The following is a 22,811-nucleotide window of genomic DNA, read 5'->3' as shown; positions in this document are numbered from 1 at the left end:
ATTTAAGTGGCGAAGGGATGTTGTTGGTTTCTAAAATACGGGCTCTTTGAGTCGTCATCCCTTTATGGCGATATATCCCGCGCGCGGGAAGCGTGCGGAAAATTATTTAGAGGTGGTTATGTTTAGAAAATTGGCGGCAGAATGCTTTGGTACATTCTGGCTGGTATTTGGCGGCTGCGGTAGCGCCGTTCTGGCAGCAGCATTCCCGGAATTAGGCATTGGTTTTGTCGGCGTCGCGCTGGCGTTTGGCTTAACCGTGTTAACCATGGCGTTTGCCGTGGGCCATATTTCCGGCGGTCATTTTAACCCGGCAGTGACGTTAGGCTTATGGGCGGGCGGTCGTTTCCCGGCTAAAGACGTGATTGGCTATATCGTGGCGCAGGTGGTGGGCGGAATTATTGCAGCTGGCGTGCTGTACGTGATTGCCAGCGGCAAAGCGGGCTTCGACGCGGCGGCCAGCGGCTTCGCCTCTAACGGCTTCGGCGAACATTCCCCGGGCGGTTACTCCATGCTGTCTGCCATCGTGATTGAAATTGTGCTCACCGCCGGCTTCCTGCTGGTGATCCACGGCGCAACGGACAAACACGCTCCGGCAGGCTTTGCCCCGATTGCGATTGGTCTGGCGCTGACCCTTATTCACCTGATTTCTATTCCCGTCACCAACACCTCCGTTAACCCGGCGCGCAGCACCGCCGTCGCCATCTTCCAGGGCGGCTGGGCGCTTGAGCAGCTGTGGCTGTTCTGGGTGATGCCGATTGTCGGCGGTATTCTGGGCGGCGTGCTGTACCGCACCCTGCTGGAAAAACGCGATTAATCTTTCCCTCCCTCTCCACGTGGGAGAGGGCAGCAGGCCGTACATACAAGCCGGGTAAGGCGCAGCCGCCGCCCGGCTTTTTTATGCCGCTTTACTGGACAGCCTTTATTGGGTAGTGTCTCTGGCGCTCACCAGATACTCAAAAGGACCGGCTGTTCATGTTTTCAGGACTCCTCATTATTCTGCTGCCCCTGATTGCGGGCTATCTTATTCCGCTCCATCGTGAATCCGCATTAAGGCTCATTAATCGATTCCTGAGCTGGATTGTCTACGTGATTCTTTTCTTTATGGGGATTAGCCTGGCATTTCTGGACAACCTGTCAGCGAATTTACTCTCCATTCTCCATTATTCTGCGGTCACCGTGGTCGTTATTTTGCTGTGCAATATTGCCGCGCTGCTGTGGCTGGAACGGACTATTCCATGGAAAAACCACCATCATCAGGAAAAACTCCCTTCCCGAATTGCGATGGCGCTTGAATCATTAAAACTGTGCGGCGTCGTGGTGCTCGGTTTTGTTCTTGGGCTGACCGGTTGGGCATTTTTACAGCATGCGACGGAGGCCAGTGAATATACGCTCATCTTCCTGCTGTTCCTGATCGGTATCCAGCTGCGAAATAACGGCATGACGCTGAAGCAAATTGTCCTCAACCGCCGGGGGATGATTATTGCCGTAATGGTTGTCGCCAGCTCAATGGTGGCGGGTGTCATTAACGCCTATATTCTCGATCTGCCGCTGAAAACCGGCCTGGCAATGGCCTCCGGATTTGGCTGGTACTCCCTTTCCGGTATTCTGCTAACGGAATCATTCGGCCCGGTCATCGGCAGCGCCGCCTTCTTTAACGATCTGGCGCGAGAGCTGATTGCCATCATGCTGATCCCGGGACTGGTTCGCCGCAGCCGTTCTACCGCGCTGGGCCTGTGCGGCGCAACGTCGATGGACTTTACCCTTCCGGTACTCCAGCGCTCCGGCGGCCTGGAGCTGGTGCCTGCCGCCATCGTTCACGGCTTTATCCTGAGCCTGCTGGTTCCCATTCTGATGGCGTTTTTCTCCGCCTGATACTTCTTTGGCGGTAGGTTTCCTGCCGCCAAAATTGCGCTAAATCAATCTCCCTCTATTTTGTAGCAGAAAGCCCTTTTCACCGTTCTGGCACAGGCATAACCTTAAACATGTATATCAAATATAACTTTAACAGGTGTGATTATGTTTTGTGTGCAATGTGAACAAACCATCCGTACCCCGGCAGGCAACGGCTGCTCTTACGCGCAGGGTATGTGCGGCAAAACCGCAGAAACATCTGACCTGCAGGACCTGCTGATTGCGGCCCTGCAAGGCCTTTCCGCCTGGGCGCTCAAGGCACGTGAATACGGCATTGTTGACCATTACGTCGACAGCTTCGCCCCGCGCGCCTTCTTCTCCACGCTGACCAACGTTAACTTCGATTCGCCGCGCATTGTTGGCTACGCCCGAGAAGCCATCGCACTGCGGGAAGCGCTGAAGGCGCAGTGCCTGAACGCTGATGCTAACGCCCGCGTGGACAACCCGATGTCAGAACTTCAGCTGGCGAGTGACGATCTCGGCGACCTCCAGCGCCAGGCGGCAGAGTTCACCCCGAATAAAGACAAAGCGGCGATTGGCGAGAACATTCTGGGCCTGCGTCTGCTGTGCCTGTACGGTCTGAAAGGCGCGGCGGCCTATATGGAACACGCGCACGTGCTCGGTCAGTACGACAACGATATCTACGCGCAGTACCACAAGATCATGGCGTGGCTGGGCACCTGGCCTGCCGATATGAATGCCCTCCTTGAGTGCTCAATGGAAATCGGCCAGATGAACTTCCGCGTGATGAGCATTCTGGATGCTGGTGAAACCAGTACCTACGGCCACCCGACGCCGACCCAGGTCAACGTTAAGGCGACCGAAGGCAAGTGCATCCTGATTTCCGGCCATGACCTGAAAGATCTCTACAACCTGCTTAAGCAGACCGAAGGCACCGGCGTGAACGTCTATACCCACGGCGAAATGCTGCCCGCACACGGCTACCCGGAGCTGCGTAAATTCAAGCATCTGATCGGCAACTACGGCAGCGGCTGGCAGAACCAGCAGGTGGAGTTCGCCCGCTTCCCCGGCCCTATCTTGATGACTTCAAACTGCATCATCGACCCTACCGTAGGCGCGTACGACGACCGCATCTGGACCCGCAGCATCGTCGGCTGGCCGGGCGTGAGCCATCTTGAAGGCGACGATTTCGGTCCGGTTATCGCCCAGGCGCAGCAGATGGCGGGCTTCCCGTACAGCGAGATCCCGCACCTCATTACCGTCGGCTTCGGTCGTGAAACCCTGCTCGGCGCCGCCGATTCGCTGATCGATCTCGTCAGCCGTGAAAAGCTGCGCCACATCTTCCTCGTCGGCGGCTGCGACGGCGCGCGCGGCGAGCGTAACTACTTCACCGATTTCGCCACCCGCGTGCCGGAAGACTGCCTGATCCTGACCCTGGCGTGCGGCAAATACCGTTTCAACAAGCTGGACTTCGGCAACATCGAAGGCCTGCCGCGCCTGATCGATGCGGGCCAGTGTAACGATGCCTACTCGGCCATCATTCTGGCGGTTACCCTGGCGGAAAAACTGGGCTGCGGCGTGAACGATCTGCCGCTGTCGCTGGTGCTGTCATGGTTTGAGCAGAAAGCGATTGTCATCCTGCTGACCCTGCTCTCTCTGGGCGTGACCAACATCGTGACCGGGCCGACGGCACCAGGCTTCCTGACGCCGGACCTGCTTGCGGTGCTGAACGAGAAATTCGGTCTGCGTTCCGTGACCAACGTTGAAGATGATATGAAGCAGCTGCTGAGTGCGTAAGGAGTTATTCATGACCATGCCAACCTCACAATGTCCGTGGCGGATGCAGGTTCATCACATCCGCCAGGAGACGCCGGACGTGTGGACGCTCTCATTGATTTGCCACGATTACTATCCGTACCGTGCAGGTCAGTATGCGCTGGTCAGCGTTCGACATTCGGCGGACACCCTGCGCGCCTACACGATCTCCTCAACGCCGGGCGTGAGCGAGTACATTACGCTCACCGTCCGCCGCATTGAAGACGGCGCGGGCTCCCAGTGGCTGACCCGTGACGTGAAGCGCGGGGATTATATCTGGCTGTCTGACGCGCAGGGTAATTTCACCTGTGACGACAAGGCAGACGATAAATTCCTGCTGCTGGCGGCGGGCTGTGGCGTGACGCCGATTATGTCGATGCGCCGCTGGCTGGCGAAAAACCGTCCGCAGGCCGACGTGCAGGTGATTTTTAGCGTGCGCTCCCCGGACGATGTGATCTTTGCCGAGGAGTGGCGCCACTATCCGGTGACGCTGTTGGCCGAGCACAACGCGACACACGGCTTTGTGCCCGGTCGCCTGAGCCGCGAGCTGCTGCAAAGCGTGCCGGATATTGCAAACCGCACCGTGATGACCTGCGGCCCGGCGCCGTACATGGACAGCGTAGAGAAAGAAGTGAAAGCGCTTGGCGTGACCCGCTTCTTCAAGGAGCTGTTCTTCACGCCCGTGGCGGAGGCGGCAACCAGCGGGATTCAGTTCACTAAGCTACAGCCTGCGCAGACCTTCTTTGGCCGCGTGGGAACCACGCTGCTGGAGGCGCTGGAAAGCAACAAGGTGCCTGTCGTGGCCGCCTGCCGCGCCGGCGTGTGCGGCTGCTGTAAGACGAAGGTAGTTTCCGGGGAGTATACCGTCACCAGCACCATGACGCTGTCGGACGCGGAAATTGCCGAGGGTTACGTGCTGGCGTGCTCGTGCCATCCGCAGGGGGATTTGGTCCTCGCATAATCTGACGCGGTGCCGCCGTTTTTTGCCGGGTGGCACTGCGTTTACCCGGCCTACTTTCCCCATGTTGGCTCTTCGTAGGCCCGGTAAGCGTCAGCGCCACCGGGTTTATAATCAGGGGGCGCAGTGTTTGACAGAACCAGGTGTGATTGCTGCCTGTACGGCAGTGAACAAAACTTAATTGACTCTGTTCCTACTTTCCCCATGTTGGCTATTTGTAGGCCCGGTAAGCGTCAGCGCCACCGGGCTTATAATCAGGCGGCACAGTGTTTGACATAACCAGGTGTGATTGCTGCCTGTACGGCAGTGAACAATTTCTCAGCGAAGGCCCACCAGTCTCGTACTTTCTAAGCTGCCTGTACGGCAGTGAACTGCTGCGGCTGACGTGGTACGGCACCGCGCTGTTTCTAAGCTGCCTGTACGGCAGTGAACTCAAGTCCATCCTGGGAGAACTGGAGCTGGACATTTCTAAGCTGCCTGTACGGCAGTGAACATCACAGTTTGCGCCGAAAGTGCCGACCAATCCTTTCTAAGCTGCCTGTACGGCAGTGAACGCGGCGATAACCGTTCTTCTCCCATACCTTCAGTTTCTAAGCTGCCTGTACGGCAGTGAACACCATTTCGCCCAGTCCACGACGGAGCCGGTCTTTCTAAGCTGCCTGTACGGCAGTGAACAGAGATAGCGTGCTGCTTAGCGACGGCGGCCATTTCTAAGCTGCCTGTACGGCAGTGAACAACTAAAAAAAGAGGTTATGACCAAATGAAGATTTCTAAGCTGCCTGTACGGCAGTGAACGGCAATGATGCAGGTTGTTAGCCAGCCAGCAGATTTCTAAGCTGCCTGTACGGCAGTGAACTTGTCTTGAGAACATCCGCGGAATACCTTGTTTTTCTAAGCTGCCTGTACGGCAGTGAACGGCGCCGCAGGCGCCAGAGCAGCCCCCGGCAGTTTCTAAGCTGCCTGTACGGCAGTGAACCTTATTTAGAGTCTGAACCTTATTCTGCTGGCTTTCTAAGCTGCCTGTACGGCAGTGAACGACGTCACGGAAAGCAGAATGATTAAAGTCAATTTCTAAGCTGCCTGTACGGCAGTGAACTACCTCTTTGACCGTGGTCAATTCCCCTTCCTTTTCTAAGCTGCCTGTACGGCAGTGAACTGGAACAATCTACACCTATCACCTTGTCAGATAAAGAAATTACCTAAAAAATCGTCTCAACCCCTTTTTCTTCGCATATATTTCAGCCCAATAAAATCAATGAGTTAAAAATCACCAATAAAAAAGGGTCCGTAGACCCCTTCCTTCATGCCATAGCCCAAACCTCAACGCCACGCCGGGTCTTTCCCCAGCGCAAAACGCCCTGCCCCTAAAAACGCCACCGCCAGCGAGCCGATAAAGAAGTACACCAGGCTTTCAATCGCCCATGCACCTACCTTATCGAGGGCGAGCGTTTCACCCATTCCCACCATCAGCCACGCCACAATCATCGTAAACGCCAGCACCAGCGCGGCCGGGCGCGTAAAGAGCCCGATAATAATCAGGATCGGCGCAACCACTTCACCAACCAACACGCCGTAGGCGATAAATCCCGGCAATCCTTTTTCCACCAGCATGCCGCTAATAAAGCCCACGCCGCCAAAAAGCTTGTGCAAACCGTGAAACAGCATCAGCCCGCCGACGGCAAGTCGTAACAAGAGTTTGCCAAGATCGTCGCATGATAGCTTTTCATTAACAGTAATTAACAATGATTCAACCATTTGAAATGATTCCTGTTTTCACTAATGTATGAACAGATTATGCCGAATAATTGCGCATGAAAAGCACCTTTTAATTGGGGGGAAATGACGGGCAATACGGAGACTTTCTTCTAAGCTTGTAAGCGATATCACAAAAAGGAGAAGGACAACCATGAAACAAACCGTGGCTGCATATATTGCGAAAACGCTCGAACAGGCTGGCGTAAAACGTATCTGGGGCGTCACCGGCGATTCCCTCAACGGACTGAGCGACAGCCTTAATAAGATGAAGACCATCGAATGGATGCCGACGCGTCATGAAGAGGTTGCCGCCTTTGCGGCTGGTGCCGAAGCGCAGCTCACCGGTGAACTGGCCGTCTGTGCAGGCTCGTGCGGGCCGGGTAACCTGCATCTGATCAACGGCCTGTTCGACTGCCACCGCAATCATGTCCCGGTCCTGGCGATTGCCGCCCATATCCCCTCTTCCGAAATCGGCAGCGGCTATTTCCAGGAGACGCATCCGCAGGAGCTGTTCCGTGAATGCAGCCACTACTGTGAGCTGGTTTCATCCCCGGAGCAGATCCCGCAGGTGCTGGCGATCGCCATGCGCAAGGCGGTGCTGAACCGCGGCGTGTCGGTGGTCGTGATCCCCGGCGACGTGGCGCTCAAGGCCGCGCCTGAAGGGGCCAGCACCCACTGGTATCACGCCCCGCAGCCGGTCGTGACGCCTGCACAAGAGGAGCTGAAAAAGCTGGCGCAGCTGCTGCGTTACTCCAGCAATATCGCCCTGATGTGCGGCAGCGGCTGCGCGGGCGCGCACAGGGAGCTGCTGGAATTTGCCGGTAAGCTTAAATCGCCGATCGTTCACGCCCTGCGCGGCAAAGAGCACGTGGAGTACGACAACCCCTATGATGTGGGCATGACCGGCCTGATCGGATTTTCGAGCGGCTTCCACACCATGATGAACGCCGACACGCTGATCCTGCTCGGCACCCAGTTCCCGTATCGCGCGTTCTACCCGGCGGATGCGAAAATCATTCAGATTGATATCAACCCGGCCAGCATCGGCGCGCACAGCAAGGTCGATATGGCGCTGGTGGGCGACATCAAATCGACCCTTGCCGCCCTGCTGCCGCTTCTCGAAGAGAAAACGGACCGCACGTTCCTTGATAAGGCCTTAAGCGACTATCGCGATGCCCGCAAGGGGCTGGACGATCTCGCTAAACCGAGCGACAAGGCCATTCACCCGCAGTACCTGGCGCAGCAGATCAGCCATTTTGCCGACGACGACGCCATTTTTACCTGCGACGTGGGCACGCCAACGGTCTGGGCGGCACGCTACCTGAAGATGAACGGCAAACGTCGTCTGCTCGGCTCGTTCAACCACGGCTCGATGGCCAACGCTATGCCGCAGGCGCTGGGCGCGAAAGCCACGGCGCCGGAGCGTCAGGTGGTGGCGATGTGCGGCGACGGCGGGTTCAGCATGCTGATGGGGGATTTCCTGTCGGTGGTGCAGATGAAGCTGCCGCTCAAAATCGTGGTCTTTAACAACAGCGTGCTCGGCTTCGTGGCGATGGAGATGAAGGCCGGAGGCTATCTCACGGACGGCACCGAACTGCACGACACCAACTTCGCGCGCATCGCCGAGGCCTGCGGCATTACCGGTATTCGCGTGGAGAAAGCCTCTGAGGTAGACGAAGCCCTGCAGCGCGCGTTTTCCATCGACGGCCCGGTGCTGGTGGACGTCGTCGTCGCCAAAGAGGAGCTGGCGATCCCGCCGCAGATCAAGCTCGAACAGGCCAAAGGCTTTAGCCTGTATATGCTGCGCGCCATCATCAGCGGTCGCGGTGATGAGGTGATCGAACTGGCAAAAACCAACTGGCTCAGGTAAAACATCTGGCATCGCCTTTTCAACAATAAGGACATGCCATGATTGATTTACGCAGTGATACCGTTACCCGTCCGAGCCGCGCCATGCTCGAAGAGATGATGGCCGCGCCGGTCGGGGACGACGTCTACGGCGATGACCCGACGGTCAATGAACTGCAGCGCTATGCGGCAGAGCTGAGCGGCAAGGAGGCTGCCCTGTTCCTGCCAACCGGCACGCAGGCGAACCTGGTTGCCCTGCTCAGCCACTGCGAGCGCGGAGAAGAGTACATCGTCGGCCAGGGCGCGCATAACTACCTCTACGAAGCCGGCGGCGCAGCGGTGCTCGGCAGCATACAGCCGCAGCCGATTGACGCCGCGCCGGACGGCTCCCTGCCGCTCGATAAAGTGGCGGCGAAAATCAAAGCCAACGACATCCACTTCGCCCGCACCAGGCTGCTCAGCCTGGAAAACACCCACAACGGCAAGGTGCTGCCGCGCGAGTACCTGAAAGCCGCGTGGGAATTCACCCGCGAGCGCGGGCTCGGCCTGCACGTGGACGGCGCGCGTATCTTCAACGCCGTCGTGGCGTACGGCTGCGAGCTGAAGGAGATTACGCAATACTGCGACTCGTTCACCATCTGCCTTTCAAAAGGGCTGGGCACGCCGGTGGGTTCCCTGCTGGTCGGCAATGCGGACTACATCAAGCGCGCCAACCGCTGGCGGAAGATGACCGGCGGCGGCATGCGCCAGGCGGGGATTCTGGCGGCGGCGGGGCTGTACGCGCTGAAAAACAACGTGGCGCGTCTGAAGGACGATCACGATAACGCCGCGTGGATGGCCACGCAGCTGCGCGAGATCGGCGCCGACGTGATGCGTCACGACACCAACATGCTGTTCGTTCGCGTCGGCGACGAGCATGCCGCCGCGCTGGGCGAATTTATGAAAGCGCGCGGGGTGCTGATCAACGCCTCACCGATCGTGCGCCTGGTGATGCATCTCGACGTCAGCCGCGAGCAGCTGACCGACGTGGTGAAACACTGGCAGGCGTTTTTACAGCGCTAAGGAGCCCGACGTGCCGCAACGCATTCTGGTGCTCGGCGCCAGCGGATACATTGGCCAGCACCTGACCACGGCGCTAAGCCAGCAGGGGCATCAGGTGCTGGCAGCGGCACGCAACACCGAACGCCTGCAAAAACTCAGTTTGCCCGGCGTCACCTGCCACAACGTTGACCTCAACTGGCCGAAGGAACTTCCCGCGCTGCTGGAAGGGGTCGACACGCTTTACTACCTGGTGCACAGCATGGGCGAAGGCGGGGACTTTATCGCCCACGAGCGTCAGGTGGCGATGAACGTCCGCGATGCCCTGCTGCAAACGCCGGTGAAGCAGGTGATTTTTTTAAGCTCGCTCCAGGCGCCCGAACATGAACAGTCCGACCATCTGCGCGCCCGCCAGCTGACGGCGGACACGCTGCGCGGTGCCAATATCCCCGTGACCGAGCTGCGCGCGGGGATCATCGTCGGCGCGGGCTCCGCCGCCTTCGAAGTGATGCGCGATATGGTCTACAACCTGCCGGTGCTCACGCCGCCGCGCTGGGTGCGTTCGCGCACCACGCCGATTGCGCTGGAGAATTTACTGCATTATCTGGTGGCCCTGCTGGACCATCCGGCGGCGCAACACCGCGTGCTGGAGGCTGCCGGTCCTGAAGTGCTGAGCTATCAGGAGCAGTTCGAACATTTTATGCGCGTCAGCGGATGCCGCCGCTGGCTGATCCCCATTCCCTTCCCGACCCGCTGGATTTCGGTGTGGTTTTTGAATGTGATCACCTCCGTGCCGCCGACGACCGCCAAAGCGCTGATCCAGGGGCTGAAGCACGATCTGCTGGCGGACGATCGCGCGCTGCGGGCGCTCATCCCCCAGGATCTGATCCGCTTCGACGATGCGGTGCGCAATACGCTGAAAGAAGAAGAGCAGTTGGTGAACTCCAGCGACTGGGGCTACGACGCCCAGGCGTTTGCCCGCTGGCGACCGGAGTACGGCTACTACCCGAAACAGGCGGGCTGCACGGTGAAAACCTCTGCCAGCCTGGCCGCGCTGTGGGAGGTGGTGAACCAGATTGGCGGCAAAGAAGGGTATTTCTTCGGTAATCTCCTCTGGCAAACGCGCGGGGCAATGGATCTGCTGGTGGGGCACAGGCTGGCTAAAGGCCGCCCGGCCCGCCCGTATCTTGAGGTGGGCGACGCGGTCGACAGCTGGAAGGTGATTATCGTCGAGCCGGAAAAACAGCTGGGGCTGCTGTTCGGGATGAAAGCGCCCGGGTTGGGGCGACTCTGCTTTACGCTCAAAGACAAAGGTGATTATCGTGAACTGGACGTCCGCGCCTGGTGGCATCCGCACGGAATGCCGGGTCTGTTCTACTGGCTGTTGATGATCCCCGCCCACCTGTTTATCTTCCGCGGGATGGCGAAACGGATTGCGCAACGTGCAGAACAAAAGATGAAAATAAGTTAATAAAACCCTTTTTCTTTCACCTTTCCCATTGCATAGCGCCGTAATTCACGAAAGAATGCGCACGAAATTCTTTTCAACACAGTGGATAGTTATGAAGGTACTGGTTACCGGGGCGACCAGCGGCTTAGGCCGAAATGCGGTCGAATTTCTGCGCAGCAAGGGCATCAGCGTCAGGGCTACCGGTCGCAACGAAGCGATGGGGAAACTGCTGCAAAAAATGGGCGCAGAGTTCGTCCATGCCGACCTGACGGAGCTGGTCTCCTCGCAGGCGAAGGTCATGCTCGCCGGTATCGACACGCTGTGGCACTGCTCCAGTTTTACCTCGCCGTGGGGAACCCAGGAAGCCTTCGATCTCGCCAACGTGCGGGCCACCCGCCGTCTGGGCGAATGGGCCGTCGCCTGGGGCGTGCGTAACTTTATCCATATCTCATCACCATCGCTCTATTTCGACTACCACCACCATCGTGACGTGCAGGAAGATTTCCGCCCTGCTCGCTTTGCCTGCGAGTTTGCCCGCAGCAAAGCGGCCAGCGAAGAGGTCATTGACCTGCTGGCGCAGTCGAACCCGCACACCCGGTTTACGATCCTGCGTCCGCAAAGCCTGTTCGGACCGCACGACAAGGTGTTTATTCCGCGCCTGGCGCAGATGATGCATCACTACGGCAGCGTGCTGCTGCCGCGCGGTGGCGATGCGCTGGTGGATATGACCTATTACGAAAACGCCGTCCACGCCATGTGGCTGGCAAGCCAGCCGGACTGCGATAAGCTGATCTCCGGCCGCGCCTATAACATCACTAACGGTGAGCCCTGCACGCTGCGCAGCATTGTGCAGCGGCTGATCGACGAGCTGCAGATCGACTGCCGTATCCGTTCGGTTCCCTACCCGATGCTCGACATGATTGCCCGCAGCATGGAGCGCTTTGGCAGTAAATCGGCCAAAGAGCCTGCGCTGACGCATTACGGCGTATCGAAGCTTAACTTTGACTTCACGCTGGATATTTCGCGGGCGGAGAATGAGCTGGGTTATCAGCCGGTGGTGACGCTGGATGAAGGGATTGTGCGCACGGCGGCGTGGTTACGGGATCACGGGAAACTGCACCGCTAGCCTGTTGCCCGGTGGCGGCTTCGCCTTACCGGGCCTACAGCTGCACCGTACCGCTGGAGAGGGTGCAAAAACTAAAACGGCAACCTTTCGGTTGCCGTTTGCTTTTACAGAGCGGTCCAGGCATCAGCCCATGCCAGGCCTGCACCCGGTTCATAGTATGCCGGAGCGTTGTTACACCAGCCGCTGTACGGGAACGGTTTGCACTGGAACAGTTTACCGTGGTTGTTCACGATATCACCTGCGTTGTACTTGCTGTTCGCGCTCCACGCGGCGTAATCGCCAGAAGTGCCTTCGTCCTGAGACGGTGCCGCTTTGGCCTTCACGTTCAGCAGATAGGAGGTCGTGCTGCTCAGCTCACCGTCGCTTACGGTCAGGCTGATTTCAATCTGCTGAGCCGTCGCTGATTCAGGTGCCTTGAAGTTCACTACCGCTTTATCCTGACCGGTCACGGTCTGGCCGTCCTGGGAACGCCAGGTGTAGGTCAGCGGGTTGCCGTCTTCATCAGTAGAGCCTTCCGCGCTCAGTGAAACCTGCGCACCGGCGTCAACCGCACCGATTGGACCGGCGATATGCGCCACTGGCGCGTGGTTCACCGCAGCAGGTTCTGCTGGCGTTTCATCCGGTACTGGCGCTGGTGCCGGCGTTTCGTCTTCTGACGGCGTTGGTGTCGGCGTTGGCGTTACCGGGGTTTCATCCGGCGTAACGGAACCGTCGTCGTTAACGATGTTCACGTTAAAGAACTTCTGCACGCACTTGCTGTAGTCACCCTCTTTGAAGGCGCTAAACGGCGTCTGGTAGCCAACCAGCTGGCAAGAGTAGGTTGCGCCGCTTGGCGTATCCGCGCTCCATCCCCAGTCCTGCTCCCAGTAGATCTTCAGCGCGCCAGCACCGCCTTCGTCGAACTGCTTCATGTTCGCGCAGCCCAGCACTTCGTTCGCCGGAACGGGGACCTTCAGGTAGTTCGCGAACTCTTTGTAGTACTTGATACGGTTCTCAGACTGTGCAATTTCAGTTGGGCCGCCGCACTCAACGCCGCCGTTGATGATCTGGGTGGTCACGCCGAAGCCAGGGACCAGGCCGTTGGCTTTATCGTGATCGTTCGGCTGCCAGGTGCCGTCGATAACCTGCAGCATGCTTGGTTTTGGCGGCTGTGGATAGGCGAAGAAGAAGATCGCACTCGCCAGGTTCAGCCAGGTATCCGCCACCAGCTCAGGTTTGTCGAGCAGCGTACGCACGTCGCCGAACATCGCTTCAGAGAACGGACCGTAGTTGTAGTTGTAGGACAGCTGCTTAGCGCCGCGACCGAAGTAGCTCAGGAAGTCGCCGTCTTTGTCTTTACCGCACGGCCAGGTCTGACCCTGCCAGACGTCCGGGTTACATTCGCCGTTATAGCCGCCCTTCTGGCCTTCGCTCCAGCCCATTTCACGCACGTGAACCAGGGCCTGACGCCATTCGGCTTCCGGACGCCAGCTTTCGTGACCGCCGGTTTCCTGGGCAAAGTGGGCAAACATGGTTGCCAGCTCTTTACGGCAGATAGCGTCACTGTCGCGACCGTCGTTGTAGGTCTTACACAGCGCCGGGAACTTACCGACCGCTTTCAGGAAGTTGCTGTAGGTGTACGCCTGTGCGCGCAGCGGGAAGAGATACTCCCAGTCGCTGGCCTTCACGATCCCTTCCACGCGCTTCACGTTATCCGGGTTCGCCGCACGGCCTGGCTCAATCAACTCAACCTGAGCGTTGTCCAGCGTCTGGATGGTCTCTTTTACGGAGGCCATCAGCGGGAAGCTGGTCAGCTCTTTCTCTTTCTTCGCCAGATCGCTGGCTTTCATGGTATATGGTTCACTGGTGGTCGCTTGCAGCGAGGCAGCCTGGGCCATAAACGGTGCTACGCATGCGCCGGCAACGAGTACACTCAGTAACGTCCTTTTGTTCATTTCACTATTCCTGTTAATTGAAGTTAAATATTAACAATCCAGGCTTATGTATTAATCCGTTAATAAATAAACCGCGGAGAGCTGTTTTCTCTTTTCGAAGAACACCTTCAGGAATTCTTCAAAAATAAAAAACTCATTCGGTCGCTGTAGCTTTCAGTTCCTGATATTTCCTCCACACCTTGTGGGCATATATCATGCGCTGAGGATAATTCTCTTTTTTTAACCCGGCGTTATAGGCGCCTACCGCCTCCCAGTTATAGCCATACACTTTAATCATGCTGGACAATATCGATGCGCCAACCATAATCGAGGTACAGGGTTCGGTTATCAGCCGATATTCATCTATTCCCCGGCTCTCCAGCTCGGAAAAATGCGAGCTGTTAATTTGCATTAGCCCCACGTCGCGGGTACCGTCATGATTTTCGCCAACGGCATACGGGTTCATGCCCGATTCCACGTTCGCAATGGCGTACAGCAAATAAGGATCGACGTGATAATAATGTGCAGCTTTATCCCAACAGTTTGCCAGCGCGCTCTGGCTGAGTATCAATAATAAAAAAAATAACTTTTTCATTTTTACCTGCTGACCGTTTCGCTAATTTCTCCTTAACAACATCCTGTAAAATCATTTTTAATTTACTCCCCCCTTAAGCGGGGGGAGTTTTTATCAGCTCAGATTAACGGCAATCTGTTGATGGGCCTTCTTTCACCCATACGTCGCTGTTCGCTGGGTTATCACCGCGGGTCCACCATTTGGCACGGTAAACGTTACCCTGGTAAGTGGTGGTTTCGCCGCCGTTGTACACCAGGTCAGAACGCCAGTTCATCTTCACGTTGCTCATGAGTTCCCACGCGTCTACGCCGAAGCCAGGCTGGTTGCCCTGAGTCCAGTACTTCGCTTTCCATACCAGATGGTCGAAGCTGACGGTGTCGCCAGTGTTGTAGATTTTGCTGGAATCCCACGCAGCATATTTGCTGGCGTTAGCGTCAACCGGTGCATCGCAGCTGCCGGTTGCAGTGCCTTCATCAGATGGCGGAGTCACGTCATCAGCAGGCGGCGTCACCTCGTCAGATGGCGGAGTCACGTCATCGGCAGGTGGCGTCACGTCTGCCGGTTTCGGATTAACCGTCACCTGGACGTTAGACTGCACGCTGGTTTTGCCGTCGGTCACGACAACGCTCAGGGTGTAGGATGATACGTTGCTGACTTCTGGTGCAGTGATGCGGACGTTAGCGGTATCGGTACCCGTTGCGTTCATATCCGCCGGTACGCTCCAGCTATAGGTCAGCGCATCGCCGTCTGGATCGGTTGCCTGTGCATGCAGGGAAATCGCTTCACCGGATTCAACGGTGACGGCTTCCATGGCATTAATCACCGGAGCCTGGTTCGCTCTTGGCGCTTTGTTCACAACCTGAACATCAATCGCGTTGCTCAGACCCTTCGCGTCAGTCACGGTCAGACGGAAGACCAGGTTCTGGTCGCTGGTGACGGCCGGTACGCTGAAGCTGGCTTTCGCTTTGGTGCTGTTTGTCAGCGTCACGGTCGCACCGGACACCTGCGTCCATTTGTAGGTCAGCGCGTCGCCGTCCTGGTCGCTGGATGCAGAGCCGTCCAGGGTCACGGTAGCCGGGCCGGATACCGTCATATCGGTAGCAGACGCCACAGGTGCATGGTTGGTCACAACCGGCTCATCAGGCGTTGAACTGCCGCTCAGCAGGCTTTCGTTCATCGCGTTCAGGATATCGCCGTTGTCGGATTCGATAGACCATGCGAACAGACCACCGAGGTTTTTGTTCTGTACGTATTTGCCTTTCGCCATCACGGAACGGGCGTTGTCGTAAGTCACCAGCTCGCCGGTAGACTTGTTGAACACGTACGGCGCTTCTGCCGCTTCATCATATTTGTATTCCCAGCCCGGTTTGCCCAGCATCTGGTTCACAATCTGACGATAGTCGACAATGCCGCTTTCCCATGTGCCCTGGACTGGGCCTGTTGCCGTACCGGTAAACGGATTATCACCGGTATAGCCGTGAACGCCCGTCCAGCCGCGGCCGTACATGGCTGCACCCACGACGATCTTGCCAGGCTTAACGCCCTGCTCCAGCATCGCTTTCACGGCGTTATCGGTGGTGTAGTTGGTATCCGGTTTCCAGGACGCGCCGTACAGCGCGGTCTGGTGACCGAGGTCGGTGTTGCTCCACGCGCCGTAGAAGTCATAGCTCATCAGGAAGATATGGTCGATGTACTGCTGCGCGGTGTTGTAATCCACGTCTTCGATCTTATCTTTACCCGCACCGATTGCGGTGGTCAGCTCGTAGGTACGGCCCGTTTCTGCAGAGAGTTCGTTCAGCATCTCACGCAGATCGTGCATCAGCGCAGTGTAGGTCGCTTTATCGGTCTGCGGGTTACCCAGCTTGGCGTTCTCACCGCCGCCGCCCGGGAATTCCCAGTCGATATCCACGCCGTCGAACACCTTCCAGGTCGTCAGGAAGTCTTTCACGGAGGCCACGAAGCGATCGCGCAGCACTTTGTTATCCATCTGATAGAACGGGTCGGACAGCGTCCAGCCGCCTACGGATGGCAGAATTTTCAGGTCAGGATGGGCTTTTTTCATCGCCATCAGCTGGCCGTAGTTGCCTTTGTACGGGTCGTCCCAACCGGTCACGCCCTGCTGCGGTTTCTGCAGCGCAGCCCACGGGTCGTGGATCGCCACGGTGTAGTCCGGGCGGCCCTGGCAGGCGCGCTTCAGGGATTCCAGCGCGCCGGAAGATTTAGCGCTGTCGTTAATGCCGTCGCCGCCGCAGATTGGAATGAAGCCGTACAGCAGGTGGTTAAGGTTCGCCACCGGGATTTTGTCCGCCGAGAAGTTACGGTCATACACGCCCCACTCAGGGAAATAAGCACCGACCACTTTGTCGGTGTGCTGCGCGAAGGCTTTGTTGTTTTCCAGCAGCGGGGTATTCAGCGGCAGCAGGTGGCTACCGTCGGTATCCGCAACGATAATCAGCTTGCTGGCGCTCTTGGTGCAGCCGCTGTCGTTACAGAGTTCAACCTGCTCCTGATAGCGGCCACCTTTTTTCACTTTAAAGGTCGCAGAGCCTGCGGCGCTACCCGCGCCGGTCCAGACGGTCTGGCCGTCCAGCAGCACTTTTGCGGACGTTGGCGCATCGCCGCTCCAGACGTTCCACTCCACCTTCACATCCACGCCATCTTTATGCACTTTGACGAGGTTGTTATAGTCCTGCGCTGCCTGATCAACTTCCACCAGCGCAAATTTGTCATTGCCCGATGTAATAGAAGGTGTACCCGGTGCCGCTGCGAATGCGGAGCTGGTAGCCGCCGCAATAAAGAGCGCCAGATATTTAGGCTTCATAAAATTCATTTTTTATTTCCCGATAAATTTATTCGTAACGTTAATACCCATGCCTTCCTTGAGAACATGGTGTGGTTCGCGTAATGCGTATTTAACTAACCTGACAACCGTGACAAAAAACGTTTTGCTGCGTTGTATTCCTCCATAAAAAGATACAAGCTCAAATTCCGTGTAGCTTATATCCCTTACGATACACTGAGCGCAAAGAGACGTCCTTCTCTTCCACCGTCGAAAAAAATTACAAAAAAGCTTGACCCGTATATTTAAAATATGGAAGCAAACTGCTGCCCAATAAACACTACTATTCCAGCAAAAGAGAGATAAGGTCCGAAAGAAATAGTGAGGTTATTATTATTTAAATTATTTAAGGCGAAATATCCGATAATACCGCTTAGCGCGGCGGCTAACTCAATCGTCGGCAGCGCCTGCCAGCCGCACCAGGCGCCCAGGGCCGCCAGCAGCTTAAAATCGCCATATCCCAACCCTTCCCGGCCGGTCATCAACCGAAATGCCCAGTAGAGCAGCCACAGGGAGAGGTAGCCTGCCACCGCGCCGAACAGCGCATCGCGCAGCGGTAGCGCGTGGCCAAACGCATGGAACAGCAGTCCTGCCCACAGCAGAGGCTGCGTCAGGCAGTCCGGCAGCAGCTGGTGCCGCCAGTCAATCATCGCCAGGGGCAGCAAAAAGGCGGTCAGCAGCCATACGGCAAAGAGGGACTGGACGTCAGGCATACACCAGGCGGTGATACCACAAAACAGTGCGGAAAAAAGTTCGATTAAAAATATCCGCAGGGGGATAGCCGTTCTGCACCGGCGGCAGCGCCCGCGTAATACCAGCCAGCTGATCAGCGGAATATTCTCCCAGGCGGAGAGCCTGTGCTGGCAGACCGGGCAGTGCGAGGCCGGAAAGAGCAGATTACCGCTCCCCTCCTCCTCCGTCACCATGCCCGGCACGCGTTCGGCGACCACCCCAAGAAAGCTCCCGACAATGCCGCCGAAGATTGCGCTCATTATCGGGAATCCCACCGGGTAAACCTCCCGCATCAGCGCGAAGGTGTTCATGCGGTCTTGCTCCAGGTGAGCTGGACTTGCGCCTTAACATCGCTGAGGTGATCGACCGGGGTAAGATCCATTTTCTGCAGCCTGACGCCGGAATACTGGTTTATTTCCCGCAGCCAGTTCTTTAATTCGTAGACGTTTACGCGATTAACGACGAACGACAAGGTCTGTCCATCCTGATGCACATCCGTCAGAGGAAGATGAATTTCCTGCGCGCTTTTCTCCACCACCGCACGCGGATTATCCGTTTTGACAATCTGGACCTGGAGATGGTTTTTATCAATTTCACTGCGCATCCAGTTTAGCGTCTCTTTTTGTCTGCTCAGCGTGGCTTTGCTGTTCTGAATCATATTATCCAGCGGGATCATACCCGCGTAATAAATAACTGCCCCCGCTATCGCGGCGGCACATATTTTCAGAATAACTTTTTCCCTGGTGCTGTAATTTTGATAACGAGACTTAAGCTGCGTGATTCGCTCTTTCATTTATGTTTCCCTGCGATCATGGCGGTATAAGGCGCAGAGGTCGACACAGGCTGTAAGGTGAAATCAAAATTTTCCCCCGCCTGTGTTACAAACGTCTGCAATGCGGATTGATTTTGCGAACGGGCGCTCAGCGTCAGCGTGTTTTGCTGAGCATCGTATTCGAGCAGCGTGATCTCCAGCGCGGGCACGGCCTGCCTGGCTTTTTCCAGATCTTCCAGCTGCAGGAACACTCCTTTGGTCTGCTTTTTCATATTTTGACCAAAGTGATATTTGATATTGGTCTGCTGACGCATGCTGGGAAAATGGTGCTGGTAAACCTGCAGGATCTCCTGCTGAACCTGATTTTCCTGCTGCACCAGCATCCAGGCCATCGCGATGCGCGGGCCCAGCAGCAGGCCGAGAGAGAGCAGGCCCGCCGCGGCCATTGCCGCCTTGATGCCCTTAGAGGCTTTCCCCGTGCCCGCTTTCGCACTGAATTCACCGTGCAGAAGCGTGACGCGGCAGGTGCGCCACTGCGGCTGGATCAGGACCAGCGGATGCTGCCAGGGCAGCACGCCATCAACGTCCACACCGTCAGGCGCGTCGCCGTAGCAGCACACCTCCCCCTCTCCGGCTTTCTGCATCAGAAGCGGCAGCAGGCTTGACTCCATTTCGCTGGCGACATGGGGCGATAAGCGCAGCCAGTAGCCCTGATCCATGGCGACAAGCGTGCTTCCGCCTGCCGTCACGGGCAGCAGCCAGGCATCCGGCAGCGCCTGAATCACCTTCAAACCGGCCTCATGACAGCGGGTCAACCATCCGCGCAGGCAGTCGGCGTCGATTGCCACCGCGTCCACCTCGGCACCCTTTTTGTGAAGCACCGTCCAGTGAAGGTTATCCACGTCGCCAATCAGCGTCTCTTCCGCCATCCACGAGAACGCCGTCGCCTGCGAGGCGACTTTTTTCGGCAGCGTAAAGTGGCGGAAGATCATGCTGCTGGCAGGCAGCAGCAGGCAAACGCGGGCGGCCAGAGGATGGTCGGCCAGGGCGTCCAGGCTCTCCAGCACCTCAACCTGCTCGCTGCCGGAGACACACCACGTTATTTTCCCGCCCTCGAGGCTGTCGGGACGAACAAAAAGGACCTGTTTCATAGCGTTCTACTTTTCTTATTCAATCATTCGGTAACGACGTTGCCACGTCACGATCTCACCGGCTTCGTTATTGACCTGAAGCTGGCTCACCACGCGAAGCGTTAGTTCATCGGTATTGCCGGTATAGTTAACGCGAAAATACCGGCTGTTTATCGAGAGAAGCTCGGCCACCTGCGGGAGATCGTCCTTAAGCTGCGGGAAGGTTAGCTCCAGCGCTTTGCTGAAGGTCTCCATGTTTTCCCAGCCGCTTTCAGTACGCGATTCGATCAGGCGAAGCGCGTCATCTTCAGTTAATTTTCCCGGGAACAGGGCGGCCAACAGGGCGGCCTGCTCCGGTTTCAGGGTATTCACATCCACCTTGCTGGCGGAGTCCGGCAGCGCGCACAGCAGCTTGCTCACCTTCGGGTATGCCGCCGCCGGAAACGCAGGCAGCAGTTTGATCTCCGAAATAGTGCGCATCATCTGGTTAGCCGGCTGGCGGGCGGGCACCACGCCAGCCCAGGCGTCGGTCTCGGCGCCGTCTTTGGCGGTGGTAGCGTCACCGTCGAGATAGTCCACCAGCTGGAGGTAAACCTCTTCCGCCGTGGACTGGCTCAGCCCGCTCTGGGTCAGGATCTGCTCAACAATTCGCTCGTTGCGCGGCTTTTCCGGCACGGCAGACTGGGCCTGCCCCTGGGCCGGTTTTTCTAAGGCCAGCAGGTTGTTGACGTTGAAGCAGTCCTGGGCGTCCTCCACCTGGCTGACCACCGTGTAGTCATCCCCCTGCGTTTCCAGCGGCTGATGCCAGTCCCCATCCGGGGATAGCGGCTTGCTCTCGCCGCTGGCGTCGTTCTGCAGACGGTCTTTGACCACCTTTTCCTGGGCCTGCATCGCCCAGCGCAGCTGCTGCTGGCTCACCTGGTAATGCGTCTTCTGCAGGTTGCGGCAGAACTGCTGGCTGATTTTGGCGGCCAGCGCCGACATCATCACCAGCAGGATCAGCACCACCAGCAGCGCCACCCCTTTCTGTTTGCGTAAGCCACTCATGGTTTCGCTTCCGGTACGGCCTGCGGCGCGGGTTGCGGTTGCGCCGCAGGGGCGGCCTCTGGCGCGGCGGCCGGTGGCGGCAGATCGCCCGGGGTTGTAAACACCCAGCGCCAGGTATCGCCGTTTTCCATGGTCAGCGTGAGCTCCACCCCGTCCGGCAGGTGCGCCGAATCGCTCCAGCTTTTCTGCCAGCCCTGGCGGTAAAAACGCCAAGCCAGGGATTTCACGTCGCTGACGATCGGCACTTCATCGGGCTTAACGTCCGCCGGGCTGTCGATGACCGGCCAGACGTCGCGATACAGACGCCCCTCTTCCAGCCGCCAGCGCACGCGCTCAAGCTGCACCGTACCGCTCACGCCGTTTAGCGTGGTCAGCTCAAGCGCGTCATCCTCCTGGCGGAACAGATCCGGCTCGTTGCGCGGCGCGCGCGCCTGGAGCTGGTAAAAATCACGCTCCATCAGGCTCCAGGCGCGCTGAAGCTGGTTAAGCTTCGCCGCGCTGGCGTCGGTGGCGGAGCTGGTGCGCATCGCGCCATCCAGAATTTGCCAGGCCAGGGTGCTGATCACCGCAAAGATGGTCAGCGCAATCATGATCTCCAGCAGGGTAAATCCGCGCTGGCGTCGGGTTTTGTTCACTTGATCTCTCCCGGCGGAATGATTTGCAGCGATATCACCGGCTGGCTGTCGTCGCCTTCCGCATACACGCGGATGGCGTTAGCCCAGCCGTTGTCGGCGGTTTTGACCCGCTGCTTGCGCCAGTTCCAGCTGCGCCCGCCCATAATTTCGGTTCCCTGCTGCTCTGCATCCGGGAAGTCGGTTTTCGTGAGCTGCGCCTCCGCGAGCTGGTTCTCGGCCACCCAGCTTGCCTGCAGCGTATCGGCCAGCCCGTGGGTAAAACGCACGTTCAGAGAGACCGAGTTCATCAGCGCCAGCGCGGCGGTGGAGAAGATGACCAGCGCCACCATGACCTCCAGCAGCGTCATCCCCGCTTGCTTTTTCTTACCGTTAGCCATCGTTTTCTACCGAGACAGGGGCCGCACCTTGCGACACCACGCGGAAGTGATGCGCTTTGTCGTAGCTTTGCAGCGTCAGCGTGAAGCGGCTGATTTCGCCGTCCGGCAAAAACAGCACCTGCGGATCGGACGTCAGCGTGGCGGCCAGACGCTGCGGCGAGAGCGAAACGTGCATCTCTTCCGGGAAATCCCCTTTGGTGGTGATACGCCCCGCGGATAACGGCACCCAGCGACGCTCGCCGTTTTTATCTTCGAGCGTCACCAGCTGATAGTTATCCGTGGTGATCACCAGCCCGACGATATTTCCGTCCATCACCGCACGGTCTGAACCATAATCAACGAGGGCTTTTAATTGCTGGCCAAAAATATCCGCACCGCTGCGCGAAGGTATTGTTGACACCACCATCATGGCGCAGCTGGCAAATATCACCAGCGCCAGAATAATTTCCAGCAACGTAAAGCCGCGTTGATTTTTCATTATTTCTCTTTCTTATCCAGAGACCAGTTCGTAATATCATCGGCGGTATTCGCTTCACCGTCCGGACCGGCAGAGAAGACGTCAACCGCACCGTGTTCACCCGGGCTCACGAGCAGGTAATCGTTGCCCCACGGATCCTGCGGCAGGCGGCGAATATAGCCATCCGCGCGGTAGCCGTTCGGGATTGGCGCGATTTCCGGCTTGGTCACCAGCGCCTGCAGGCCCTGTTCGGTTGTGGGATAACGGTGGTTATCCAGCTTGTACATATCCAGCGAGCCTTCGAGGGCGACAATATCGCTGGTCGCCTTTTGGGCATCCGCTTTTTCTTTATTACCCATTAAATTGGGCACCACCATGCTCGCCAGTACGCCGAGAATAACAATGACCACCATTAATTCGAGCAAAGTGAAGCCCGCCTGGCGCGCCAGGTTTTTACGTTTTAAAGCCATGAT

The 22,811-nt window shown here is 57.6% G+C and carries 20 protein-coding genes and 1 CRISPR repeat array; of the genes, 8 read left to right on the top strand and 12 right to left on the bottom strand.

The window, feature by feature from the left end:
• The first annotated feature begins 118 nt into the window (after positions 1 to 118).
• The 4 genes from aqpZ (at position 119) to hcr (ending at position 4,648) form a co-directional block, all read left to right on the top strand.
• Positions 119 to 814 (top strand): aquaporin Z, encoded by a 696-nt coding sequence (gene aqpZ, locus FY206_RS08595; protein ID WP_032642513.1) that lies wholly within the window; start codon positions 119 to 121, stop codon positions 812 to 814.
• Between the two features lie 158 nt (positions 815 to 972).
• Positions 973 to 1,872 carry a LysO family transporter gene (locus tag FY206_RS08590; protein ID WP_032639193.1) on the top strand — a complete coding sequence of 300 codons (900 nt, stop codon included), beginning with the start codon at positions 973 to 975 and terminating at the stop codon, positions 1,870 to 1,872.
• Positions 1,873 to 2,016: 144 nt separating this feature from the next.
• Entirely contained in the window at positions 2,017 to 3,669 is a 1,653-nt protein-coding gene (hcp, locus tag FY206_RS08585) for a hydroxylamine reductase (RefSeq protein ID WP_032639191.1), read from the top strand.
• Between the two features lie 10 nt (positions 3,670 to 3,679).
• Entirely contained in the window at positions 3,680 to 4,648 is a 969-nt protein-coding gene (hcr, locus tag FY206_RS08580; RefSeq protein WP_077064062.1) for an NADH oxidoreductase, read from the top strand.
• 281 nt (positions 4,649 to 4,929) lie between these two features.
• A CRISPR array of direct repeats spans positions 4,930 to 5,801; the repeat unit is 28 nt; unit sequence TTTCTAAGCTGCCTGTACGGCAGTGAAC.
• A gap of 164 nt (positions 5,802 to 5,965) precedes the next feature.
• Here the strand turns inward: hcr and FY206_RS08575 are convergent.
• Positions 5,966 to 6,400: a DoxX family protein gene (locus tag FY206_RS08575; protein WP_032639188.1), complete on the bottom strand. Its 435-nt coding sequence runs from the start codon at positions 6,398 to 6,400 to the stop codon at positions 5,966 to 5,968.
• A 151-nt stretch (positions 6,401 to 6,551) separates the two neighbouring features.
• Between FY206_RS08575 and poxB the strand changes: the two genes are divergently transcribed.
• From poxB to FY206_RS08555, 4 genes are all read left to right on the top strand, one after another.
• On the top strand, positions 6,552 to 8,270 hold the full coding sequence (gene poxB / locus FY206_RS08570) for a ubiquinone-dependent pyruvate dehydrogenase (protein ID WP_032639187.1): 1,719 nt from the start codon (positions 6,552 to 6,554) through the stop codon (positions 8,268 to 8,270).
• Positions 8,271 to 8,308: 38 nt separating this feature from the next.
• A complete protein-coding gene (ltaE, locus tag FY206_RS08565; RefSeq protein WP_032639186.1) occupies positions 8,309 to 9,310 on the top strand; it encodes a low-specificity L-threonine aldolase in 1,002 nt (333 codons plus the stop codon).
• 10 nt (positions 9,311 to 9,320) lie between these two features.
• On the top strand, positions 9,321 to 10,757 hold the full coding sequence (locus FY206_RS08560) for an SDR family oxidoreductase (RefSeq protein ID WP_032639185.1): 1,437 nt from the start codon (positions 9,321 to 9,323) through the stop codon (positions 10,755 to 10,757).
• Positions 10,758 to 10,848: 91 nt separating this feature from the next.
• On the top strand, positions 10,849 to 11,862 hold the full coding sequence (locus FY206_RS08555) for an NAD-dependent epimerase/dehydratase family protein (RefSeq protein WP_032639184.1): 1,014 nt from the start codon (positions 10,849 to 10,851) through the stop codon (positions 11,860 to 11,862).
• A gap of 104 nt (positions 11,863 to 11,966) precedes the next feature.
• On the opposite strand, the gene FY206_RS08550 is transcribed toward FY206_RS08555, so the two are convergent.
• The 11 genes from FY206_RS08550 to gspG all read right to left on the bottom strand — a co-directional run bounded on the left by FY206_RS08550 (position 11,967) and on the right by gspG (position 22,808).
• Positions 11,967 to 13,796 (bottom strand): chitinase, encoded by a 1,830-nt coding sequence (locus FY206_RS08550; protein WP_032639183.1) that lies wholly within the window; start codon positions 13,794 to 13,796, stop codon positions 11,967 to 11,969.
• 133 nt (positions 13,797 to 13,929) lie between these two features.
• Positions 13,930 to 14,370, bottom strand: coding sequence for a type III secretion system invasion protein IagB (gene iagB, locus FY206_RS08545; RefSeq protein WP_032639182.1), 441 nt, complete (start codon positions 14,368 to 14,370; stop codon positions 13,930 to 13,932).
• Between the two features lie 103 nt (positions 14,371 to 14,473).
• A complete protein-coding gene (locus FY206_RS08540) occupies positions 14,474 to 17,179 on the bottom strand; it encodes a glycosyl hydrolase family 18 protein (protein ID WP_032639181.1) in 2,706 nt (901 codons plus the stop codon).
• A gap of 254 nt (positions 17,180 to 17,433) precedes the next feature.
• Positions 17,434 to 18,231 carry a prepilin peptidase gene (locus FY206_RS08535; protein ID WP_032639180.1) on the bottom strand — a complete coding sequence of 266 codons (798 nt, stop codon included), beginning with the start codon at positions 18,229 to 18,231 and terminating at the stop codon, positions 17,434 to 17,436.
• On the bottom strand, positions 18,228 to 18,713 hold the full coding sequence (gene gspM / locus FY206_RS08530) for a type II secretion system protein GspM (protein ID WP_032639179.1): 486 nt from the start codon (positions 18,711 to 18,713) through the stop codon (positions 18,228 to 18,230). Before gspM ends, FY206_RS08535 begins: the two co-directional genes overlap by 4 nt.
• Entirely contained in the window at positions 18,710 to 19,843 is a 1,134-nt protein-coding gene (gene gspL / locus FY206_RS08525; RefSeq protein WP_032639178.1) for a type II secretion system protein GspL, read from the bottom strand. The genes gspM and gspL overlap by 4 nt, the downstream gene beginning before the upstream one ends.
• A 15-nt stretch (positions 19,844 to 19,858) precedes the next feature.
• Positions 19,859 to 20,869 (bottom strand): type II secretion system minor pseudopilin GspK, encoded by a 1,011-nt coding sequence (gene gspK / locus FY206_RS08520; protein ID WP_032639177.1) that lies wholly within the window; start codon positions 20,867 to 20,869, stop codon positions 19,859 to 19,861.
• Positions 20,866 to 21,504, bottom strand: coding sequence for a type II secretion system minor pseudopilin GspJ (gene gspJ, locus FY206_RS08515; protein WP_032639176.1), 639 nt, complete (start codon positions 21,502 to 21,504; stop codon positions 20,866 to 20,868). The genes gspK and gspJ overlap by 4 nt, the downstream gene beginning before the upstream one ends.
• Positions 21,501 to 21,881 (bottom strand): type II secretion system minor pseudopilin GspI, encoded by a 381-nt coding sequence (gene gspI, locus FY206_RS08510; protein WP_032639175.1) that lies wholly within the window; start codon positions 21,879 to 21,881, stop codon positions 21,501 to 21,503. The genes gspJ and gspI overlap by 4 nt, the downstream gene beginning before the upstream one ends.
• A complete protein-coding gene (gspH, locus tag FY206_RS08505) occupies positions 21,874 to 22,359 on the bottom strand; it encodes a type II secretion system minor pseudopilin GspH (protein ID WP_032639174.1) in 486 nt (161 codons plus the stop codon). Before gspH ends, gspI begins: the two co-directional genes overlap by 8 nt.
• A complete protein-coding gene (gene gspG / locus FY206_RS08500; RefSeq protein ID WP_032639173.1) occupies positions 22,359 to 22,808 on the bottom strand; it encodes a type II secretion system major pseudopilin GspG in 450 nt (149 codons plus the stop codon). Before gspG ends, gspH begins: the two co-directional genes overlap by 1 nt.
• Positions 22,809 to 22,811: the final 3 nt, after the last annotated feature.

It is taken from the genome of Enterobacter chengduensis (assembly GCF_001984825.2).
GTDB classification, from domain to species: Bacteria; Pseudomonadota; Gammaproteobacteria; order Enterobacterales; family Enterobacteriaceae; genus Enterobacter; species Enterobacter chengduensis.
The sequence above is the reverse complement of the archived record's forward strand: the minus strand, read 5'-3'. Positions and strand labels throughout refer to the sequence as shown.

Excerpts from the sequence above, each read along its gene's own strand:
- aqpZ (WP_032642513.1), top strand. The coding sequence starts at position 119 with ATGTTTAGAAAATTGGCGGCAGAATGCTTTGGTACATTCTGGCTGGTA.
- FY206_RS08590 (WP_032639193.1), top strand. The coding sequence starts at position 973 with ATGTTTTCAGGACTCCTCATTATTCTGCTGCCCCTGATTGCGGGCTAT.
- hcp (WP_032639191.1), top strand. The coding sequence starts at position 2,017 with ATGTTTTGTGTGCAATGTGAACAAACCATCCGTACCCCGGCAGGCAAC.
- hcr (WP_077064062.1), top strand. The coding sequence starts at position 3,680 with ATGACCATGCCAACCTCACAATGTCCGTGGCGGATGCAGGTTCATCAC.
- FY206_RS08575 (WP_032639188.1), bottom strand. The coding sequence starts at position 6,400 with ATGGTTGAATCATTGTTAATTACTGTTAATGAAAAGCTATCATGCGAC.
- poxB (WP_032639187.1), top strand. The coding sequence starts at position 6,552 with ATGAAACAAACCGTGGCTGCATATATTGCGAAAACGCTCGAACAGGCT.
- ltaE (WP_032639186.1), top strand. The coding sequence starts at position 8,309 with ATGATTGATTTACGCAGTGATACCGTTACCCGTCCGAGCCGCGCCATG.
- FY206_RS08555 (WP_032639184.1), top strand. The coding sequence starts at position 10,849 with ATGAAGGTACTGGTTACCGGGGCGACCAGCGGCTTAGGCCGAAATGCG.
- FY206_RS08550 (WP_032639183.1), bottom strand. The coding sequence starts at position 13,796 with ATGAACAAAAGGACGTTACTGAGTGTACTCGTTGCCGGCGCATGCGTA.
- iagB (WP_032639182.1), bottom strand. The coding sequence starts at position 14,370 with ATGAAAAAGTTATTTTTTTTATTATTGATACTCAGCCAGAGCGCGCTG.
- FY206_RS08540 (WP_032639181.1), bottom strand. The coding sequence starts at position 17,179 with ATGAATTTTATGAAGCCTAAATATCTGGCGCTCTTTATTGCGGCGGCT.
- FY206_RS08535 (WP_032639180.1), bottom strand. The coding sequence starts at position 18,231 with ATGAACACCTTCGCGCTGATGCGGGAGGTTTACCCGGTGGGATTCCCG.
- gspM (WP_032639179.1), bottom strand. The coding sequence starts at position 18,713 with ATGAAAGAGCGAATCACGCAGCTTAAGTCTCGTTATCAAAATTACAGC.
- gspL (WP_032639178.1), bottom strand. The coding sequence starts at position 19,843 with ATGAAACAGGTCCTTTTTGTTCGTCCCGACAGCCTCGAGGGCGGGAAA.
- gspK (WP_032639177.1), bottom strand. The coding sequence starts at position 20,869 with ATGAGTGGCTTACGCAAACAGAAAGGGGTGGCGCTGCTGGTGGTGCTG.
- gspI (WP_032639175.1), bottom strand. The coding sequence starts at position 21,881 with ATGGCTAACGGTAAGAAAAAGCAAGCGGGGATGACGCTGCTGGAGGTC.
- gspH (WP_032639174.1), bottom strand. The coding sequence starts at position 22,359 with ATGAAAAATCAACGCGGCTTTACGTTGCTGGAAATTATTCTGGCGCTG.
- gspG (WP_032639173.1), bottom strand. The coding sequence starts at position 22,808 with ATGGCTTTAAAACGTAAAAACCTGGCGCGCCAGGCGGGCTTCACTTTG.